The 20637-nt window shown below is 38.2% G+C and carries 19 protein-coding genes; 14 read left to right on the top strand and 5 right to left on the bottom strand.

Annotation, left to right across the window (positions count from 1 at the left end; all coding sequences use genetic code 11):
- Positions 1 to 136 precede the first annotated feature (136 nt).
- The 12 genes from K8089_RS11055 to K8089_RS11000 all read left to right on the top strand — a co-directional run bounded on the left by K8089_RS11055 (position 137) and on the right by K8089_RS11000 (position 15679).
- Complete coding sequence (locus tag K8089_RS11055; protein ID WP_237603353.1) at positions 137 to 1300, top strand: M28 family peptidase; 1164 nt, start codon at positions 137 to 139, stop codon at positions 1298 to 1300.
- A gap of 175 nt (positions 1301 to 1475) precedes the next feature.
- Positions 1476 to 1802 carry a hypothetical protein gene (locus K8089_RS11050; RefSeq protein ID WP_237603352.1) on the top strand — a complete coding sequence of 109 codons (327 nt, stop codon included), beginning with the start codon at positions 1476 to 1478 and terminating at the stop codon, positions 1800 to 1802.
- 154 nt (positions 1803 to 1956) lie between these two features.
- A complete protein-coding gene (locus K8089_RS11045) occupies positions 1957 to 4161 on the top strand; it encodes a RelA/SpoT family protein (RefSeq protein ID WP_237603351.1) in 2205 nt (734 codons plus the stop codon).
- Positions 4162 to 4297: 136 nt separating this feature from the next.
- Positions 4298 to 4771 carry a Fur family transcriptional regulator gene (locus K8089_RS11040; RefSeq protein WP_237603350.1) on the top strand — a complete coding sequence of 158 codons (474 nt, stop codon included), beginning with the start codon at positions 4298 to 4300 and terminating at the stop codon, positions 4769 to 4771.
- Positions 4772 to 4777: 6 nt separating this feature from the next.
- Complete coding sequence (locus K8089_RS11035; protein ID WP_237603349.1) at positions 4778 to 6049, top strand: adenylosuccinate synthase; 1272 nt, start codon at positions 4778 to 4780, stop codon at positions 6047 to 6049.
- Between the two features lie 47 nt (positions 6050 to 6096).
- Positions 6097 to 7812, top strand: a complete 1716-nt coding sequence (locus K8089_RS11030) for an OstA-like protein (protein WP_237603348.1) — start codon at positions 6097 to 6099, stop codon at positions 7810 to 7812.
- Between the two features lie 74 nt (positions 7813 to 7886).
- Complete coding sequence (locus tag K8089_RS11025) at positions 7887 to 9071, top strand: aspartate aminotransferase family protein (protein ID WP_237603347.1); 1185 nt, start codon at positions 7887 to 7889, stop codon at positions 9069 to 9071.
- Between the two features lie 142 nt (positions 9072 to 9213).
- Positions 9214 to 10614, top strand: a complete 1401-nt coding sequence (locus K8089_RS11020) for a tetratricopeptide repeat protein (RefSeq protein WP_237603346.1) — start codon at positions 9214 to 9216, stop codon at positions 10612 to 10614.
- Positions 10615 to 10650: 36 nt separating this feature from the next.
- Positions 10651 to 11628: a DUF368 domain-containing protein gene (locus K8089_RS11015; RefSeq protein WP_237603345.1), complete on the top strand. Its 978-nt coding sequence runs from the start codon at positions 10651 to 10653 to the stop codon at positions 11626 to 11628.
- Positions 11629 to 11676: 48 nt separating this feature from the next.
- Positions 11677 to 12699, top strand: coding sequence for a DUF368 domain-containing protein (locus tag K8089_RS11010; protein WP_237603344.1), 1023 nt, complete (start codon positions 11677 to 11679; stop codon positions 12697 to 12699).
- The gene (locus tag K8089_RS11005; RefSeq protein WP_237603343.1) at positions 12692 to 13423 is read left to right on the top strand and encodes a shikimate dehydrogenase family protein; all 732 of its coding nucleotides are present in this window, start codon (positions 12692 to 12694) and stop codon (positions 13421 to 13423) included. The genes K8089_RS11010 and K8089_RS11005 overlap by 8 nt, the downstream gene beginning before the upstream one ends.
- A gap of 102 nt (positions 13424 to 13525) precedes the next feature.
- Positions 13526 to 15679 (top strand): DUF349 domain-containing protein, encoded by a 2154-nt coding sequence (locus K8089_RS11000; protein WP_237603342.1) that lies wholly within the window; start codon positions 13526 to 13528, stop codon positions 15677 to 15679.
- A 58-nt stretch (positions 15680 to 15737) separates the two neighbouring features.
- On the opposite strand, the gene mazG is transcribed toward K8089_RS11000, so the two are convergent.
- The 5 genes from mazG to ruvX all read right to left on the bottom strand — a co-directional run bounded on the left by mazG (position 15738) and on the right by ruvX (position 18773).
- On the bottom strand, positions 15738 to 16532 hold the full coding sequence (gene mazG / locus K8089_RS10995) for a nucleoside triphosphate pyrophosphohydrolase (protein ID WP_237603341.1): 795 nt from the start codon (positions 16530 to 16532) through the stop codon (positions 15738 to 15740).
- Positions 16533 to 16706: 174 nt separating this feature from the next.
- Complete coding sequence (locus tag K8089_RS10990; RefSeq protein ID WP_338149250.1) at positions 16707 to 17252, bottom strand: DUF5606 family protein; 546 nt, start codon at positions 17250 to 17252, stop codon at positions 16707 to 16709.
- A 63-nt stretch (positions 17253 to 17315) separates the two neighbouring features.
- Positions 17316 to 17906 carry a peptide deformylase gene (gene def, locus K8089_RS10985; protein WP_237603340.1) on the bottom strand — a complete coding sequence of 197 codons (591 nt, stop codon included), beginning with the start codon at positions 17904 to 17906 and terminating at the stop codon, positions 17316 to 17318.
- A 45-nt stretch (positions 17907 to 17951) separates the two neighbouring features.
- Entirely contained in the window at positions 17952 to 18212 is a 261-nt protein-coding gene (locus tag K8089_RS10980; protein ID WP_338149251.1) for a four helix bundle protein, read from the bottom strand.
- Between the two features lie 150 nt (positions 18213 to 18362).
- The gene (gene ruvX / locus K8089_RS10975) at positions 18363 to 18773 is read right to left on the bottom strand and encodes a Holliday junction resolvase RuvX (RefSeq protein WP_237603338.1); all 411 of its coding nucleotides are present in this window, start codon (positions 18771 to 18773) and stop codon (positions 18363 to 18365) included.
- Positions 18774 to 18987: 214 nt separating this feature from the next.
- Between ruvX and K8089_RS10970 the strand changes: the two genes are divergently transcribed.
- Both K8089_RS10970 and K8089_RS10965 read left to right on the top strand, forming a co-directional pair.
- Positions 18988 to 19806 (top strand): 2,3,4,5-tetrahydropyridine-2,6-dicarboxylate N-succinyltransferase, encoded by an 819-nt coding sequence (locus tag K8089_RS10970; protein ID WP_237603337.1) that lies wholly within the window; start codon positions 18988 to 18990, stop codon positions 19804 to 19806.
- A gap of 446 nt (positions 19807 to 20252) precedes the next feature.
- Complete coding sequence (locus tag K8089_RS10965) at positions 20253 to 20633, top strand: hypothetical protein (RefSeq protein ID WP_237603336.1); 381 nt, start codon at positions 20253 to 20255, stop codon at positions 20631 to 20633.
- Positions 20634 to 20637 lie beyond the last annotated feature (4 nt).

Raw genomic sequence — 20637 nt, 5'->3', positions numbered from 1 at the left:
TTTCAGTATACACAGAGCCAAAAACTTTTAGTTAATTGTCTAAGGGTTTGTGTTATTTGGAATTATATTTCACAAAAACCTAAAATGTAAATCCGTTTTAATTGAAAAATAAATACTTTCGCAAAAAATATTTTAAATGAAATCCCTACTCCGCTTAACTTTTTGCTTCTTTCTTTTCTCTATTTCGGTTAGTAGCGCCCAAGTTTTCAATCCTTATTACAACGGAATTGTCGAAAACGTTTCGGCTTCAAACATACTTGACGATTTAACTACATTGGTAGATTTTGGTGTTAAAGAGCCTGGAACCGGCGCCATTGAAAACGCAAAAGACTGGATAATTAACAGATACCAAACCTTGGGGTATACCGCTGTTGAAACGCAAGATTTTACGGTTTACGGGCAAACTACTTCAAATATTATTGTTACAAAAACGGGCAGCGTTTACCCAAATACGTTTTTAATAATTGATGGACACTACGACACCGTTAACGGTCCAGGCGCTAACGACAACGGCAGCGGCACCGTACTGATACTGGAATTAGCAAGATTGCTGAAGGATGTAGACACCGAATATTCCATTAAATTTATTCACTTTAGCGGCGAAGAAGAAGGGCTAATTGGCAGTGAATTTTATGTGAATAATACCGTAATCCCCGAAAACTTAGACATTAAATTGGTTTTAAACATAGACCAAGTGGGCGGCGTTGCAGGTATGAACAACAACACCATTGTTTGCGAACGCGATGAAAGTCCGCCAAACTATAACAATGCGGCATCTGCACAAGCCACGCAGGAAATGGCCAACGCTTTTGGACTGTATTCAAGCTTGCAGACCGAGATTTCATACGCCTACGGTTCAGACTATGTTCCATTTGAAAACAACGGTGAAGTAATTACGGGACTTTACGAAAATAACGAATCGCCTTACACACACGGACCCAACGACATTATTGAAAACATGGATCCCAATTATGTTTTTGAAGTAACGAAAGGCACTTTGGGTTCTGCCCTACATTTTGCCGTTGGTCGCGAGCCGTTAGGCGTTTCTGAAAACAGTTTTGCTGAAAATATCACTGTTTACCCCAATCCTTCCAATGGCAAATTTACCGTCAAATTAAACACACTTTCCGAAGAGAATATTGAACTTACTGTATTCAATATATTAGGAAAAACGGTTTACACATCTTCACTTAACAACGCAACTAATGCAATAGACTTAAGCTCTTTGGAAACTGGAATTTATCTCGGCGTTTTTAAGTCTGGTAAAAATTTGGTTACCAAAAAGATTGTTTTGAACTGATGCAATTGTTGTAGATTGATATAATTAAATATTGTCGATAAATACAATGATGGAAGTTAAACTACTTGAGTTTGAAAATTATTATTCGAGCTAACTTCTCTATAATCTTCACAGATTTTCAATTAGTTTTGCAATTACCAATTAGGTGTCAAAACAACGCAATAGAAACAAGTACATGGAACAAGCTGAATTCTTAAAAAAACACATTTTTACCGATTTGAAAAATTTGAATGATGGGGACGACAGTGAGAACGTGTATCTATTTTCTGAGGCGGATTTTGAAATTGTTCTTGAACGTGCACAACACTTCGGGATTGGTATTTATAACATTGAGTCATGGCAAAAAAATGAAGTTCACGAAACTGTTGCCCACGACGATTTTAAAAAGAAAGCCACAGACCCAAGGTGGTACAAAAGAGCGTTTTTAACGATTAAAACTTCGCAACCTGGACTTTTATATTCTGCTTCCTATAAAGTTTCGAATAAACTTTTGGCACGATAAAAGCCATATTTTTAATTCTCAGTTAAATTATACTAAACGGCTTTCTATAATTTCAACCAGCTGCAATTTCGGTGTTTGTTTTACAAATCTTCGAATTATATTCTGTCGCGATAATTTTCTTGTCAATTAAATTAGTTATCAGTACATTTAGGTTATGACAGAAGCCGCAATAGAAGAAGAGAAAAAAGAGCTCGCAAAGCAGTATAAACAGTTGCTAAAGATAAGCTACAGAACTCTTACAAGAGAAGATAAAAAGCTTATTCGCAGTGCCTTTGACCTTGCCGTAGATGCCCATAAAGACCAGCGGCGTAAAAGCGGCGAAGCTTATATTTTTCATCCCATTGCGGTTGCTAAAATTGTTGCTTCAGAGATTGGATTAGACGCTACATCTATTGCTGCCGCACTTTTGCACGACGTGGTAGAAGACACCCAATACAAGTTAGAGGATATTGAACGAATGTTCGGCGTTGTGGTTGCACGTATTGTGGACGGTCTAACAAAAATCGCTCATATAAACATGTCTGAAGATGTTTCTATGCAAGCCGAAAATTTCCGGAAAATGTTACTTACACTGAATGAGGATATTCGGGTAATTATCATAAAAATTGCAGATAGGTTGCACAATATGCAAACTATGGAAAGCATGCCGCCAGACAAGCAGCAAAAAATAGCTTCAGAAACGCTTTACATTTATGCACCCCTCGCCCACCGAATAGGGCTTTACAACATAAAATCGGAGTTGGAGGATTTGGGATTAAAATTTACTGAACCTGAAGTTTATGCAGACATTTTAAGCAGAATTAAGGAAAGTAAGGAAGAACAGGACGCTTATATTGAAGCTTTTAACAATGTAATTAAAAACACGCTAGATACCGAAAATTTAGAATACGAAATAAAAGGTCGTCCAAAATCAATCTTTTCAATTCGCAGAAAAATGCTAGCGCAGAACGTGAGTTTTGACGAGGTTTACGACAAGTTTGCTGTTCGAATTATTTACAAAAGCGCGCCTGAAAACGAAAAATTCTTCGCTTGGAAAATATATTCTATCGTTACCGATCATTTTCGTCCCAATCCCATCCGATTGCGCGACTGGATTTCTTCACCTAAATCTACTGGCTACGAAGCTTTGCACATTACCGTAATGGGTCCAAAAGGACGATGGGTAGAAGTACAAATAAGAAGTGAGCGAATGAACGAAATTGCCGAAAAAGGTTTTGCCGCCCACTACAAATACAAAAACAAAGAAAAAGACGACGGGGGACTTGAAAACTGGCTGAACAAATTGCAAGAAACATTAGAGAATTCAGAGATTAGCGCTGTAGATTTTGTGGAAGAATTTAAATTGAATCTATATGCAAAAGAAATATTTGTATTCTCTCCAAAGGGCGATTTGTATTCGTTGCCAAAAGGAGCCACTGGTTTAGATTTCGCCTTCCACATACACACCGAAATAGGAATGCATACCCGCGGCACCAAAGTAAATGGCAAATTAGTACCGCTAAGCCATGAACTTAAAAGTGGCGATCAAGTAGAAGTAATAACCTCGGAAAGCGCCAAACCTACGGCCAACTGGTTAAATTACGCCACAACCGGTCGTGCCCGTTCCAAAATTAAATCTTCTTTAAAAGATGAAAAGAAACAACTTGCCGAGGAAGGAAAAATAATCTTAGCGCGAAAATTAAAATCGCTGAAGCTCAATTTAGACGAGAGCTTGCTCAACCAGTTAGTAGTTTTCTTTAAAGTAAAAACAAGTCTCGATCTGTACTATCGTGTAGGTGCAGGCATTATAGACAATCCAAAATTAAAAGATTTTGCAGCATCGCGAAGTAACGCTTTTATTAGCTTCTTCAAAAATAGAATAAGAAAACCAGACAAGCCCGAAGATGTAAACAAAGAGGAATTAACTGAAAAGTTTGACCAACTTGTTTTCGGCAAAAACGAGGATAAGCTAGATTACAAAATGGCAAATTGCTGCAATCCCATTCCGGGTGATAATGTTTTTGGTTTTGTAACGGTTAACGAAGGTATAAAGGTCCATAAAACCAATTGCCCTAACGCATTACAATTACAAAGCAATTACAGCTATCGCATTATGCCAGCCAAGTGGATTGACAGCACGCAACGCGATTTTAAAGCAGTGTTAAATATAACAGGAATTGACACCATGGGGCTTGTAAACGGGGTGACAAAAGTAGTTTCAAACAACCTGCATATCGATATGAAAAGCGTCCATTTTGATAGTAATGACGGGGTTTTCACAGGAAAGATAGTTGTTGTTGTAAAAAATAAAACGATTTTAAACAACTTGGTAGAAAATATTAAAAAATTAAACGGAATTGATAAAGTAACACGCGAATAATAAAAAAATCATTTAAACGGTTATGGAGTAAACATGCCGATTAAAATGTTTATGTTAGCGACAACTTTGAAAGTTTCTTTTTCTTTACTTTCCCTCCTCGTACAATCAAAATTTGAGTAACTTTGCAACCTTAATTATGAGTTCAAAAACAGATATAACAAATCAAGCAATTGTAAAGAACGTTTTCACCGGTTTTCTCGAAGATAAAGGTCACCGGAAAACGCCAGAGCGCTATGCCATTCTTCAAGAAATTTACGATCACGACGACCATTTTGATATTGAGTCGTTGTATATAAATATGAAGAATAAAAACTACCGTGTTAGTCGTGCTACCCTTTACAATACTATAGAATTACTTTTGGAATGTGGGTTAGTGCGCAAGCATCAATTTGGGCAAAACCAAGCACATTACGAAAAATCGTATTTTGATCGCAATCACGACCACGTTATTCTTGCAGATGGCGAAGTAATTGAGTTTTGCGACCCGCGCATACACAGTATTAAAAAAACCATTGAAGAGGTTTTTGACATTGAAATAACAAACCATTCACTATATTTCTACGGAACTAAAAAAACACCCGCTTCAACCGATGACGGGAACAATCAATAAAAAATTATGGCAGTAGACTTACTACTTGGACTACAATGGGGCGACGAAGGCAAAGGAAAAATTGTCGATGTCCTAACAAAAAACTACGATATAATTGCGCGTTTTCAAGGCGGTCCAAATGCAGGACATACTTTAGAATTTGATGGCCACAAGCACGTGCTACACACCATTCCCAGTGGAATTTTTCACGAAGGCACTATCAATTTGGTCGGCAATGGAGTAGTAATTGATCCTGTTATTTTTAAAAGAGAACTGGACAACCTTGCAAAATTTAATTTAGACCTTACAAAAAGCTTACTTATTTCACGTAAGGCACATCTTATTTTACCAACACACCGTTTGCTGGATGCTGCTTCCGAAGCATCAAAAGGAAAAGCGAAAATAGGTTCTACCCTTAAAGGCATTGGCCCCACTTATATGGACAAAACAGGTAGAAACGGTATTCGCGTTGGGGATCTGGAAATGGACAACTGGCAAGCAAAATATCGCGCTTTAGCAGATAAGCACGAAGCGATGATTGATTTTTACAATGTAGATGTTCAATATGATTTGGCAGATCTTGAAGCAGACTTCTTTGAAGCTGTTGAAGTGCTAAAAACGCTAACTTTTATTGATAGCGAAGAATATATACATCAAGCTCAAAAAGATGGTAAAACCATTCTTGCGGAAGGAGCCCAAGGTTCATTGCTCGATATCGATTTTGGAACCTATCCTTTTGTAACTTCATCAAACACCACAGCTGCTGGAGCTTGTACAGGTTTAGGGGTGGCACCGGGAAAAATAAATGAAGTCTTCGGAATTTTTAAAGCATACACCACCCGCGTTGGTAGCGGCCCCTTCCCTACTGAACTTTTTGATGAAGTTGGCGAATCTATGGGGCGCATCGGCAACGAGTTTGGCGCAACCACGGGCCGTCCAAGACGTTGCGGTTGGCTAGATTTAGTGGCTTTGCGTTACGCAGTTCAAGTTAATGGCGTTACGCAATTAATTATGATGAAAGGCGATGTTTTGAGTGGTTTTGAAACCCTGAAAGTTTGTACTGCCTATAATTATAAAGGAGAAACAATTCATCATTTTCCGTATAATATTGAAGCAGAAAACATAACGCCAGTTTACACCGAAATGGATGGCTGGCACGCAGATTTAACCCAAATGACCGACGCTTCAAAAATGCCAAAAGAATTGAATAATTATATCGATTTCTTGGAAAAAGAACTGGAAGTACCTATTAAGATTGTTTCCGTGGGACCCGATAGAAAACAAACGATTGTTCGGTAATCAATTTTTTGTTGATATTTTCGTTGCTAATGACAAATAAATCTTTTGTGAAAATATCATCATTCATATGTATTGTTGTTTTGTTTTTCTTCGGAATAAATCTTTCCGCGCAAGAAAAACAAAAAGTCGATATTCAATCTGGGTATTTGGAAATACGTCCTGAATTTCCCGATGCCGCCATCTACACCAAAGACAATACCGGGCAGGTTTATATTGTCCACGAAGGGGTAGAAATGTGGTGCGACCAAGCCTTCGTTTATATGAAGAGCAACTTTGTAAAAGCTTATGGCGACGTTCGAATTACTCAGGGCGATACTGTTTCTATGAACAGTAAATACGCTGAATACAACGGAAATACTCAGTTTGCCTTTGCCAGTGGCGATGTGGTTTTAACCGAACCAAAAACCACCCTGAAAACCGACACCCTCTATTTTGACCGTATAAAACAGCAAGCCTATTACCGAACTGGCGGCACGGTTAAAGATACGGCCAGCGTATTAACCAGCCGTTCGGGAAGATATTTTGCCGAAAGTAAAAAATATCAATTCCTTCAAAATGTAAAAATAGTTAACCCCAAATACACCGTAAACAGCAACCAACTCGATTTCTTTTCAGAAACGGGAGCTGCTTATCTTTACGGGCCCTCCACAATTGTTAGCGAAACCAGTACTGTTTACTGCGAGCGCGGGTATTACGACACCCGTGGCGATACGGGGTATTTTGTAAAAAACTCAAAAGTAGATTACGAAAACCGCACGCTTTACGGCGACAGTATTTACTTTGACCGAAATAAAAGTTTTGCTTCGGCCACCAACAATATTCGCGTTTTAGACACAATTAATAAAAGTGTAGTTCGCGGGCATTATGCCGAAGTTTTCCGCGAAAAAGATTCGGTATTTATCACCAAACGCGCCGTGGCAATTACCGTGCGCGATGGCGATTCTATTTACGTACACGCCGACACGTTGCGAATAACGGGAAAACCTGACAACCGAATTCTTAGAGGATTTTATCGCGCTAGGCTGTTTAAACCGGGAAAAGCTGGAGACGATCCTACTAGCGGAAAATGCGACTCTATTTATGTAAATGAAAAACGCGGTATCACCAAACTACTTCGAAATCCAGTGCTTTGGAGCGGTGAAAACCAAATGACGGGAGATACAATCCATCTTCTTTCAGATACAATTACCGACAAACTCGATACTTTAAAAGTTTTTAACAATGCATTTTTGGTACAAAAAGACAGTATGGGTTTTAATCAAGTGAAAGGCGAACGGCTTATCGGGCTTTTTACAAATAATGAATTAGACACTGTAAACATCAATAAAAACACACAAGTTATTTATTATTCTCGAAATGATAATGACGAATTAGTGGGGATAAACAATACGGTTTCCAGCTCAATTCAGATGTATTTAGCGGAGCAACAAATCACGGGAATTCGGTTTATTAAAAAGGCCGATGGAAAAGTGTATCCGCCCTCAATGTTACCCGAAAATGCACGATTGCTACCGGGATTTCAGTGGCGCGGAGAAGAACGATTGTTTTCAGTTGAAGATTTATTCAAAGGAAAACCTGCACCCGTGCTTCCAAAAATAACGGGAATTCCGCTACCGAAATACGAAGGGGAATTCTTTGAAGATATACCCGAAGACGAAATAGAACTGCCCGAAGAATCGAAACTGAGTCCGAAGGATCTTCAAAATAGACCGGACGACCCAAAGCCTGAAACTGAAAATCCGCCAATCCCTGAAGGGGGGTAAAAACTTTGTGTCTCTGCGTGGAAAATGGCTCGCCAAGACACTAAGGTGTTAAGACGTGAAGATTCTAAAAAAAAATGAAAGAAGATTTTTATAAATACCAAGCTCAAACAACCCCGCAGCCGCTGGCGATGGAGATATCGCATGCTCGCGGAAGCTATATTTTTGATACTACGGGCAAGAAGCACCTAGATTTTGTAGCTGGAGTTTCTGCTTGTACTTTAGGGCATTGTCATCCTCGCGTAACTTCGGCAATAAAAAATCAAGTTGAAAAGTATTTGCACGTCATGGTTTATGGCGAGTATATTCAAGACCAACCTGTGGCACTTGCAAAACTACTTGCAGCCAATCTTCCGGAAAATTTAAATACCACGTATTTGGTAAACAGCGGTACAGAAGCCATAGAAGGCGCGCTAAAACTCGCACGACGTGCCACGGGCCGAACGCAAATGCTATATGCTAAAAACGCATATCACGGAAATACCATGGGCGCTATGAGCGTTATGGGTTTTGAAGAACGCAAAAACGCTTTTAAACCGCTGGTGGCAGACTGCTTCCCTATTAATTTTAACAGTGAAGCTGATCTTCAAAAAATCACTTCAGAAACTGCGGCAATTATTTTGGAAACCATTCAAGGTGGCGCAGGTTTTATTCAGCCGGAAAACGATTATTTAAAAAAGGTTCGCCAACGTTGCGATGAAACGGGAGCACTATTAATTTTAGACGAAATTCAACCGGGGTTCGGTAGAACCGGAAAACTCTTTGCATTCGAACATTTCGGCATAGTGCCAGATATTTTAGTAATGGGTAAAGGCATGGGGGGTGGCCTGCCAATTGGTGCATTTACAGCATCGCACGAGGTAATGGCTTTATTACAAGACAACCCCAAATTGGGTCATATTACCACTTTTGGCGGAAACCCGGTAATTGCTTCTGCCGCTTTGGCAACCCTTCAGGAATTAACGGAAACCAATATTATTGCAGCAACACTTCAAAAGGAAAAGCTTTTTAGAAAACTGCTGAAACACCCCTTAATTAAAGAAGTACGGGGCAGTGGTTTAATGTTGGCGGCAATGATGGAAACTCCCGAAATTGCTTCCGAAGTAATTCTGGCGTGTAAAGACCGTGGATTGATACTTTTTTGGTTACTTTTTGAAGGTCGCGCAATCCGTATTACGCCACCGCTTACCATTAGCATTGACGAAATTGAGGAGGGGTGTAAAATACTGACAGATGTATTAAACACGGTAAAAGCCCGATAAAAAACAAGCAAACCTTTTATTTACAATGCTTTACAGTCGTTATTGTTGTTAATAACTACGTTAACAAGAAACGCGGCATAACTATTGAACTTATTTATACATTATTATCTTTAAAATAGAAGAAACCCGTTAAACCGTGCGTATGCAATTAAGTTCAAACGAGCATAACAACTTCTCGCTGGAAAGATTTGAATCTATGCTGAAAACCAACAGCGTTCTATTTTTCGACTCAGAGGAATTTGAAGAAATAGTGCACCACTACCTCGAAAACGGCAAGATTGCGCTAGCTAAAAAAGCAACCAAATTAGGACTGGAACAGCATCCAACCTCTACAAATCTGAAGCTTTTTAGAATTGAAATGTACATTTTTGAAAACCAATTAGACATCGCCGATGAACTGTTGGATCAACTGTATTTATTAGAGCAGAGCAACGAGGAAATATTTATTCAAAAAGCAAATATATTTTCGCGCCGCGACAAGCATAAAGAGGCCATTCAACTTTTGGAACAAGCCTTACAAATTACAGACGACAAAGCCGACGTGCTGGCGCTTTTGGGAATGGAATATCTTTTTTTGGAAGATTACACCCACGCCAAGCTTTATTTTATGCGATGTTTAGAAATAGATCAAGAAGATTATTCGGCGCTTTACAATGTAATTTACTGTTTTGAATATTTAGACGAGCACGAAGCTGCGATTGATTATCTAAATGATTTTCTGAATAAAAACCCGTATTGCGAGGTTGCTTGGCATCAAGTAGGAAAACAATATTACGAGCTTAAAGACTACAAAAAAGCCCTTGCAGCTTACGATTTTGCTATTATAAGTGACGACCGTTTTATAGGCGCATATCTGGAAAAAGGCAGGGTACTTGAAAAATTAAAAAGATATACCGAAGCCATAGATAGTTATTCCATTACCCTAGGTTTAGACGACCCTACCTCCTACGCTTTGTTGCGAATGGGCAAATGTTACGAAAAGTTAGGCAATGACGAAATGGCAATTCAATTTTACACCAAATGTGTAGCCGAAGATTCGCTGTTAGACAAAGGATGGATTGCCATAACCGATTTTTACATAAAGAACAAACAGTTTCAAAAAGCACTTTATTACATTGAAAAAGCAATAAATATAGATGCTGAAAACGTACTTTATTGGAAGCGTTATGCAAAAATAAACAACAAGTTAAATCTATTTGAAGAGGCCGAAGTGGGCTTTAGAAAAGCCTTGGAATTAGGCAATTACGAAATAGAATCTTGGTTAACCCGTGGCGATATTTTAACCAATCTTGGAGAGTACGAAGCCGCCGTAAACAATTTTAACCAAGCTTTAGAATTCTATCCCGAACATGCCGAAATAGAATATAGGCTTTCTGGACTATACTACACGCTAAATGAAAATGACAAAGGAGCTTTTCATTTAAAGAATGCTTTAAAATCTGAGCCCGAATTTTTGATGATAATTGAGGAGTTATTTCCGCAAATATTTAGTTTGAAATCGGTTGTTGAAATAATTAAACAACACAAAAATCCTTCGATTTAATTTCTGTATTTTTGGGGTTATATGTAAAGTAAATCTATGCCTCAAAGAAATTTTATTCAGTATTTAATAATAACCGCAAAAGGACTTGCCATGGGCGCCGCCGATGTGGTCCCGGGAGTTTCGGGCGGCACAATCGCTTTTATTTCAGGTATCTACGAAGAGCTTATTGAGACCATTCACAATATAGATTTGGGCTTTTTCAAGGTGTGGAAAAACAAAGGCTTTTTACACGCGTGGAATCATTATAACCTCGGATTTTTACTCGCCCTATTTTCGGGTGTTTTTATCAGTATTATTTCTCTTGCAAAACTTATCACTTGGCTTTTAGACGTTTACCCAATCATGGTTTGGTCTTTTTTCTTCGGCTTAGTGATTGCAAGTATTGTTTACGTGGGAAAGCAGATAACCAATTGGCGATTGGCTGTAGTTGTGGCTTTAATACTGGCGTCTGTAGCGTCATATTTAATTACAATTGCAGACCCAATTGGCTCTCCAGACAGCACTTGGTTTCTTTTCTTCGCTGGTTTTATCGCAATTATCGCAATGATATTACCCGGGATTTCCGGCGCATTTATACTTTTACTCTTAGGAGCCTATACAACTGTAATTGGAATTGTAACCCAAATGGGAGAAGGTGTTACCTCCTTAAACAGCTCACTTTTCACCGGTGCTTTAGGGAAACTTTTAATTTTTGGTGTAGGTGCTATTTTGGGACTAAAAACCTTTTCAAAAATATTAAATTGGATGTTTAAACATCATAAAAACCTAATTCTTGCGGTGCTCACAGGATTTATGATTGGCGCCCTAAATAAAATTTGGCCGTGGAAAGAGGTACTGCAATATAGGCTTAGTCACTCTGGCCACGAAGTTCCGTTTATTGAACGCAGTGTACTCCCACAAAATTTTGAGGGAGAACCTCAAATTTTATATGCGCTTCTATTCGCTGTAGTAGGTTTTTTAACAATCTTTTTATTAGAGCGAATAGCAGTGAAAAAAGGAGCAGTCACTAATTAATAAACCCGATAAAATTCAATTCAGTAAACCTTTATAACAAATAAAACCTTGTACGAAAATCGCTCCTTCTCCGATAAAACTTGGCTCGTTCTAAAAGGACTGGGCATGGGAGCGGCAAATAAAGTACCTGGCGTTTCAGGAGGCGTGGTGGCATTTGTAGCAGGTTTTTATGAAGAGTTTATCTATTCGCTTCAAAAAATAAATAGAAAAGCTTTTAAACTTCTTATCAATGGGCGATTTAAAAGTTTTTATCAATACACGAACGGGCAGTTTTTAAGTTTGTTAATAATGGGAATGGTGATAAGCTATTTCAGCATTTCCAAAATATTAGATTATTTAATTGTTCATTACGAGCTCTACGTTTGGAGTGCTTTTTTCGGAATGATTATAGGCTCCATTTATTTTATTGCAAAAGATTTTGGCAACTGGAACCGAAAGTATATAGCCTATTTACTATGCGGTGTAATTGCAGGCGTCGCCATAAGTTTTCTGGAACCCGCAAAGGAAAATAACAACTTAATTTTTGTGTTTTTCTGTGGAATAATAAGCGTTTCGGGAATGACGTTGCCAGGGCTTTCGGGCTCCTTTATTCTCATGCTTTTAGGAAATTATGTACTGCTTTTGGTGGACGCAGTTAATGCGTTGTTCGATACTTTTATAGATGTTTTTCAGTGGGATTTCAGTTGGATTTACAACACCCAGCGCGTTGAACTTTTAGAGGTTTTAGCCGTATTTTCATTGGGTTCAATAGTGGGTTTAGTTTCGCTTTCGCATCTTTTGGCCTATGTGCTAAAGCGATTTAAAAAAGCTACTTATGCCGTTATCATTGGGTTTATTGCTGGTTCTTTGGGCGTAGTTTGGCCTTGGAAAGAAGAAAGATTTGCAGTAGATCGTTTTGACGTAATGCAAATTGATGCCAGCGGCAGAAAAATAATTACTGGATATACAAGGTATTTACCTTCAGAAATTAACTTGGAAACCATACTCGCTATTGTCTTTATTATCATCGGAATATTGATTGTGCTTAGCTTAGACTGGTATGACAATCACAATAAGAAACAGCATGGCTAAGTTTGGATTAATAGGAAAAAACATAGACTATTCATTTTCACGAAAGCACTTTTCTGAAAAATTTGAAAAAGAAAAGCTTCCGCATACCTACGAGAACTTCGATATTGAAACTATTGAATTCTTTCCGAAGATTATAGCTGAAACCGAAGCGTTAAAAGGATTGAACGTCACCATTCCGTATAAACAAGAAATAATTCGGTTTCTCGATAATTTAAATGAAGAAGCTGAAAAAATTGGAGCCGTAAACACCATTAAAATTTCCGAAGACAAAAAACTTACGGGCTATAATACCGATCATTTCGGGTTTCAAAAAGCACTTGAAGTATTTTTACCGCTTCAACAAAAAACCGCACTTATTTTGGGCACAGGCGGCGCTTCTAAAGCTATTGCGTATGCTTTGGGTAATTTGGGTTTCCACTATAAATTTGTAAGTCGGAAAAGTGGTTCTAATACATTGAAGTATTCAGAATTAAATGAAACGATAATTGAAAACCACCTATTAATAGTAAACTGTACGCCTTTGGGCACGTTTCCAAATCGTGCCGAATGTCCGGGGATTCCGTATCAATTTCTTACAAAAAACCATTTGCTTTTCGATTTAATCTACAATCCCACCGAAACCGAGTTTTTAAAACGCGGAAGACTTCAGGGCGCACAAACCAGTAACGGACTGAAAATGTTAGTGCTGCAGGCCGAGAAAGCTTGGGAAATCTGGAATTCATAAATTTCGCATAAAAACATTCAAAAAACCGCTGTGTACTTTGCCAATTGCGCAGTTGTTAGTATATTGACCCTCCAAGAAAAATGAACCTAAACATTGAAAAAAATGTCTGACGAAAAATTGCCGCAGGAAGAAAATGACAAAGAAATTTCAGCGAATAAAACGGCTGAGAATACAAATGCAGAGACCCATTCTGCAGATACTTCAAAAGAAGAAACTGTAAATAAAGCAGTTGCTAACGAAACGGAACAGGCAGATAAACCGGCCGATGAAAGCACAGAAAATGGTTTAGAAAAGGAAGATTCAGCGGCAGATAAAACCTTGCAGGAAGAGAAAAACACTGAAAAGGGTACCGTGGTGGAAGAAGCGATGGTAGCCGAAAAAACGGCTGTGGAGCAGAAAGCCACTACCGATGCACCTATCATAGAAGAGATAGAAACAGCCGAAAGTGTTACAGGCAATAAAACCGAAGATGAAGACGAGGAAGAGATTGCCTCATCTGAAGATGAAGAGGAAGAGGAAGATTCTGAAGAGAAGGCTCAAAAAGATTACAGCACGCTTTCGGAAAAAGAATTGGTCACCGAATTTGAAACGCTTTTAAAGACGAAAAAAATACAAGATTTAAAGCACGATGTTGAAGAAATTCGTTCTGAATTTAACAGTAAATTCAACGAGGAGTTGGAGCGCAAAAAAGAAGAATTTTTAGCTGCCGGCGGAAACATTATCGACTTTCATTATACCACGCCTTTAAAGAAAGAATTCAATTCGTTATATTTTGACTATAAGGAAAAACGCAACAATCACTACAAGAATCTTAAAAAAGATCTTCAGTCTAATTTAGACAAGCGTTGGGAGTTAATAGAAGAGTTAAAAGGGCTTTTGGGGGCTGAGGAAAACATAAATACCACTTACAAGCATTTTAAGGAAATTCAGGAAAAATGGCACGTTGCCGGCGCCATTCCGCGAGATAAGTACAACACCGTATGGAATACCTACCATCACCACGTTGAGAATTTTTACGACTTTTTACATTTAAACCGTGAGTTTCGCGATTTAGATTTTAAACACAATCTAGACGCCAAATTAAAACTCATTACCCGTGCCGAAGAGCTTACGCAGGAAGCAGACATCAACAAAGCATTCCGCGAACTGCAGATGCTTCACAAAATGTGGAAGGAAGACATAGGTCCTGTTGCCAAGGAATATCGCGATGAAGTTTGGGACAAGTTTAGTGAAGCTACCAAAGAAATTCACGACAAGCGCCAAGTACAATTAGCCGAATTAGAGAAAAAATACGAAGACAATCTCGAGAAGAAAAAGCAAATTGTTGAAGATATAAAAAAGGCTTCGGAAGAGGCAAAACCAACGCATCAAGGATGGCAAAAAGCCATTAAAAAAGTGCAAGAACTTCGCGATTCATTTTTTAATACAGGAAGAGTTCCACGGGCGAACAACAAGGAAATTTGGAAAGCTTTTAAAGAGGCTACCGGTAGTTTTAACCATCAAAAAAACAGTTTTTATAAGAATCAGAAAAAGGAGCAGTACGCAAATCTTGAAAAGAAACGCGAGCTTATAAAAATTGCTGAAGAAAACAAAGACAGCGAAGACTTTGACGCAACAACCCAATTGATGAAGAAAATCCAAAACGATTGGAAAACCATTGGGCACGTGCCGCGAAAAGATAGCGACAAAATTTGGAAGCAGTTTAAAAAAGCCTGTAATCATTATTTTGATAGGCTACACGCCCAGAAAAACGAGGCTAACAAAGAAGAAGTTGAACATTTTGAAGCAAAGCAAAAAATGCTTGAAAAACTTGCTTCCTTTGAGTTGAGCGGAGATCACAAAAGCGATTTAAAGGCTATAAAAGAAAAGATTACTGCTTGGAAAGAGATAGGTCGCGTACCGTACAACAAACGCAATATTGAACAAAAGTTTAATAAAACTTTAGACGGCTTGTTCTCTAAATTAGATTTGGGCAAGAAGGAGACAGAGCTTATTAAATTTGACAATAAACTGAATACTTTAGTAAATCGCGATGACGATAGAAAACTGCAAAACGAACATTTCTTTATTTCGAAAAAGATAGACGAAACCAAAGATGAAATCCGTCAGTTGGAAAATAATTTAGGTTTTTTCCACCACGTTGATGAAAGCAATCCATTGGTGAAGGAAGTGCATAATAACATTGCCCGCCACAAAGAACAATTGGAAGTTTGGAAGGCTAAATTATCGAAAATTAAAGAGGTTCGGGAAGATTAATTAGGCCTGAGGAAGCGCACGGCAGCTCCTTTACGCAGAGATGCGCGGCAGTGCGTCTCTACGCGGGGGATGACGGGGTGTCTGATTTTTTAGCTTCGTTCCAATACACATCCATTTCGGCTAGGGTCATATCTTTTAACGATTTATTTATTGTCTTGGCTTTGCCTTCTAAATATTGAAAACGTTTTATAAATTTTTTATTGGTGCGTTCCAGGGCGTTTTCTGGATTCACTTTTAGAAATCGGGCGTAGTTTATCATTGAAAATAGCACATCGCCAAACTCGGCTTCTATTTTGTCTTGGTTATCGCTGTTTATTTCGTGTTGTAGTTCCCCTAATTCTTCTTGTAATTTTTCAAAAACTTGTTGCGGTTTTTCCCAATCAAAACCTACGCCTGCTACTTTTTCTTGAATTCTACTCGCTTTTACAAGGGCGGGTAACGATTTTGGCACACCTCCTAAAACACTGGATTTTCCTTCTTTTAGCTTTAAGTTTTCCCAGTTGCGTTTTACTTCTTCTTCGTCTTCCACTTTTACATCGCTATAAATATGTGGGTGGCGCGAAATTAGTTTTTCACAAATACTGTTACACACATCTGCGATATCAAAATCGTTAGTTTCGCTGCCTATTTTCGCATAAAACACTATGTGCAGCAAAACATCGCCCAATTCGTTTTTTACTTCCTGCAAGTCGTTTTCTAAAATTGCATCGCCCAACTCGTAGGTTTCTTCAATGGTTAAATGGCGCAGCGATTCCATGGTTTGTTTTTTATCCCACGGGCATTGTTCGCGCAGCTCATCCATAATAGTCAATAATCTGTCGAATGCTTTTAGTTGGTCTTTTCTGGAATTCATTTTGAATTGGGATTAATTAATTTAGAATTTATGTATTACAATGTAAATAATTTATCACTATTTTTCGAGGAATGGGTTTGCTGTTTTAAACGTAACAAAAAATCCCTAAATCCATTTAGGACTTAGGGATTTTTACTGTATAACTCAATTACCTATTAGTTCAGTAATTAAATTTTAGGTTTTTCGAGAAGCTGCGCTTTTTGTTGTTCCGCCTTTTTTAGTGGACGACGCTTTGGGCGTCGCTGTTTTAGGAGCGGCAGCTTTCGGGGAAGTAACTTTTGTAGATTTAGCTGCTTTAGCCTCTAATTCTTCTTCGTTTGTTTCATCCTTTGTTTCAGAAAAATCGGTGATTCCGTTTTTGATAAGCATATTATACCACTGCACCACTTTTTTGATATCGCTTGCATAGACGCGATCTTCATCATAATCTGGCATAATTCCGAAGAAGAATTCTTCCAACTCTTCTTTAGAAGCTTTGTGGCTTATGGTTTCCTTTCCATCTTCTTTTTCAGAAATTTTCTTGAAAACTTCGCGAAGAGGAACTTCTTCCGTTAGGGTGTAAATAGCTATTTCGGAAAGCAGGCTCACATTGTGGCGGCCGCTAACATTTATAGTTTTACCGTCTAAAAGCGATTCGGCTAAAAAGCCCGCACGGGTTTGTGATTTTAATTTGTAAAGTCCGGGTTTGCCGGAAATGGAAAGCACTTTTTCTAAGCTCATAAAATACCTTTAAAATTTTTTCGGATACAAATATCTTTGGTTTGGTTAATATATACAAGGTTGTTAACGTTTCTTTTTTGCATTGGGGAATTTCATCTTATAATCGATACCCACCTTACCTTTAGAAATGTTTGTCAACTTACTTTTTATCAATCTTTTTTTCAACGGTGAAAGCTTATCTGTAAAGAGAATCCCTTCAATATGATCGTATTCGTGTTGAATTATACGCGCCACGATGCCGCTAAAATTTTCTTTGTGCTTTTTAAAGTTTTCGTCCAAATATTCAATTGTAATATTGGGTTGGCGAAAAACATCTTCGCGAACATCGGGAATACTTAAACAGCCTTCGTTAAACGCCCATTCATCGCCAGATTCTTCAACAATTTGTGCGTTGATAAATACTTTTTTAAAGGTAGAAACAAATTTTCGTTCTTCTTCCGTGAGATCTTCATCATCTTCAAAAGGAGTGGCATCTACTATAAACAGGCGGATAGGCATATTTACTTGCGGTGCTGCAAGACCAATGCCGTGAGCCTCATACATAGTCTCGAACATATTACTTATAACTGCGTCCAGATTTGGGTAATCTTTGGAAATTTCTTTGGTTTCCTTTCTTAAAACTGGGTCGCCGTAGGCTATTATTGGTAAAATCATTTTTTAATGTATAATGTTTAATGGCTAATGAATATTCAGTAATTATTATCTGTTTAATTTTTTTTCAGCGGTAATTTTTGAGGCTATAAAAATGGAAGTCAATTCTGCAGATTCTTTGAGCAATGGCTCACAATTATCTTTAGGTAAAAGATCTTCATCCATTAAAAATTCAATCCAAAAATTACTCTCATCTGCTTCTTCAACAACAATACTAAGTTTAGCAATAAAACTCTTCTTTGATTGCCCCAAACAAACTGCTCTATAATTAGCTCCGACTTTGACATCGGATAAGCTGACCTTCCATATGACTTCCCATTTTTGTTATAGGAAGTGAAATTGCCAATTTAACACAACGATGCGCAAAAGTTTTGGAGCGTAGTTTTATATCCTTTTCCATTTTTATAAAATTTTGTAAATGAATTTATTCATTAAACAATTTTCATTATTCAATATTCATTATACATTATAAAGGTATTCTTGTAAAATTATCGTTGCGCTAATTTCATCTACTAAGGCCTTGTTTTGGCGTTGTTTCTTTTTTAGACCGCTGTCTATCATTGTTTGGAAAGCCATTTTACTGGTGTAACGTTCATCGACGCGCTTTACTTCTAAATTGGGGAAAATATTTACAAATTTCTTTAAAAACTTCTGAATTTCCGCTTCAATATTAGAGTGGGTTCCGTCTTTTTGTTTTGGCTCGCCCACTAAAACCAATTCTACTTTTTCGGAAGCGAAATACTTCTTCAAAAACGGAATTAATTCAGAAGTAGCAACCGTTGTTAAGCCCGAAGCAATTAACTGCAACTCGTCTGTAATGGCGATGCCTGTGCGTTTACTACCGTAATCTAATGCCAAAATTCTTCCCATAACGACTGCAAAAATAAGGGATTCGGAAATAGTATGCTATTATCAACCACAATTTTGAATTATGAAGCCTATATTTGTGGATATGAACCACGAATCACGACATAAGGGAAACACGATAGTTTAAAAGTATAAATTGAGTTTATCAATAAGAAACTCGCGATTCGCAATGTCCTTCAATCTTGGTTCAAAACAAAATACTTGAAAAAATAAAAAAATGCAAGAATTACAAAAAACCATAGAAAAAGCTTGGGAAGACCGTTCCCTACTTACCGAAACGGAAACCATCGTCGCCATTCGTGAGGTGGTGAATTATTGCGACCAAGGCAAATTGCGTTGCGCAGAACCCACTGAATCGGGCGGCTGGCAAGTAAACGAATGGGTTAAAAAAGCAATTGTGCTCTACTTCCCCATTCAAAAGATGAAAACCTTGGAAGTGGGTATTTTTGAATATCACGATAAAATTCCTTTAAAATCTGGGTACGAAGCAAAAGGTATTCGCGTTGTGCCGCATGCGGTTGCGCGACACGGAGCCTATATTTCGAGCGGGGTAATACTTATGCCAAGCTATGTAAACATTGGCGCTTATGTAGATGAAGGTACTATGGTAGATACTTGGGCCACAGTGGGCAGCTGTGCACAGATTGGCAAAAACGTACACCTCAGCGGTGGCGTAGGCATTGGCGGCGTTTTAGAGCCACTACAAGCCGCCCCAGTAATTATTGAAGACGGTGCCTTTATTGGTTCGCGCTGCATAGTTGTTGAAGGCGTACGGGTTGGGAAAGAAGCCGTTTTAGGTGCCAATGTGGTATTGACCGCTTCCACAAAAATTATAGATGTTACTGGTGAAAATCCTGTAGAAATAAAAGGATCGGTACCACCACGGTCGGTTGTAATTCCGGGTAGTTATACTAAGAAATTCCCAGCCGGAGCGTATCAAGTGCCCTGCGCCCTCATTATTGGACAGCGGAAAGAAAGCACGAATCTAAAAACCTCGTTGAATGATGCGTTGCGGGAATATAGTGTTGCGGTTTAGAGATTAATTAAAATAGTTTTATTGTTCAAAAAAAGGAATGACAAATTCTGTTATGCCCCATGTTATATGTAGTCCCTACGGGACTTAGAATTGACGGGTCTCTATTTTCTACCCATATTTAATGCCTAACGGCATTATGCCCCAGTAGTCCCTACGGGACTTGGAAGTGACGGTCCTCTATTTTCTACCAATATTTAATGCCTAATAGCATTATGCCTCAGTAGTCCCTACGGGACGAGGAAGTGACGGGTTTCCATTTTCTACCTATATTTAATGCCTAACGGCATTATGCCCCAGTAGTCCCTACGGGACTTGGAAGTGACGGGTTGCCATTTTCTACCCATATTTAATACCTAACCGCATTTTGTCGGAAAATAGTACGATATTGCAGCTAAACAAATGTCTCGAAGGGACATCATGTTTTTTTAAAATCCGGCAATACTGTTATGAAATATATAGTTACATTTATAATCTTAGGTTTCGCTTTAATTGGTTATTCGCAAGAAAAAAACTGTTCAAATTTCAGGATTGGAGAATTTCGTTATGTTGAAGAGAATATGCCCGAAAAAATAATTCGGACCGAATCCATGCAAATTGAAACAAATTTTGACAACAATGTTGTAATTAAATCAACTATTGAATGGATATCGGACTGTACATATATTTTAACGTATAGTGAAATTTTAAACTACAAGTATGATACGAGTGATATTATTGGGAAGAAGATTTATTGTGAAATTGTAGAAACGAATGCCCATGAATTTAAAGTTCACGCCAAAAGCGATACGATGGATGAAGTAATACCCTTTTTAAAAATAAACCCGTAAATTC

The sequence above is a fragment of the Aequorivita vitellina genome, from assembly GCF_022008365.1.
Taxonomy (GTDB): Bacteria; Bacteroidota; Bacteroidia; order Flavobacteriales; family Flavobacteriaceae; genus Aequorivita; species Aequorivita vitellina.
The sequence above is the reverse complement of the archived record's forward strand: the minus strand, read 5'-3'. Positions and strand labels throughout refer to the sequence as shown.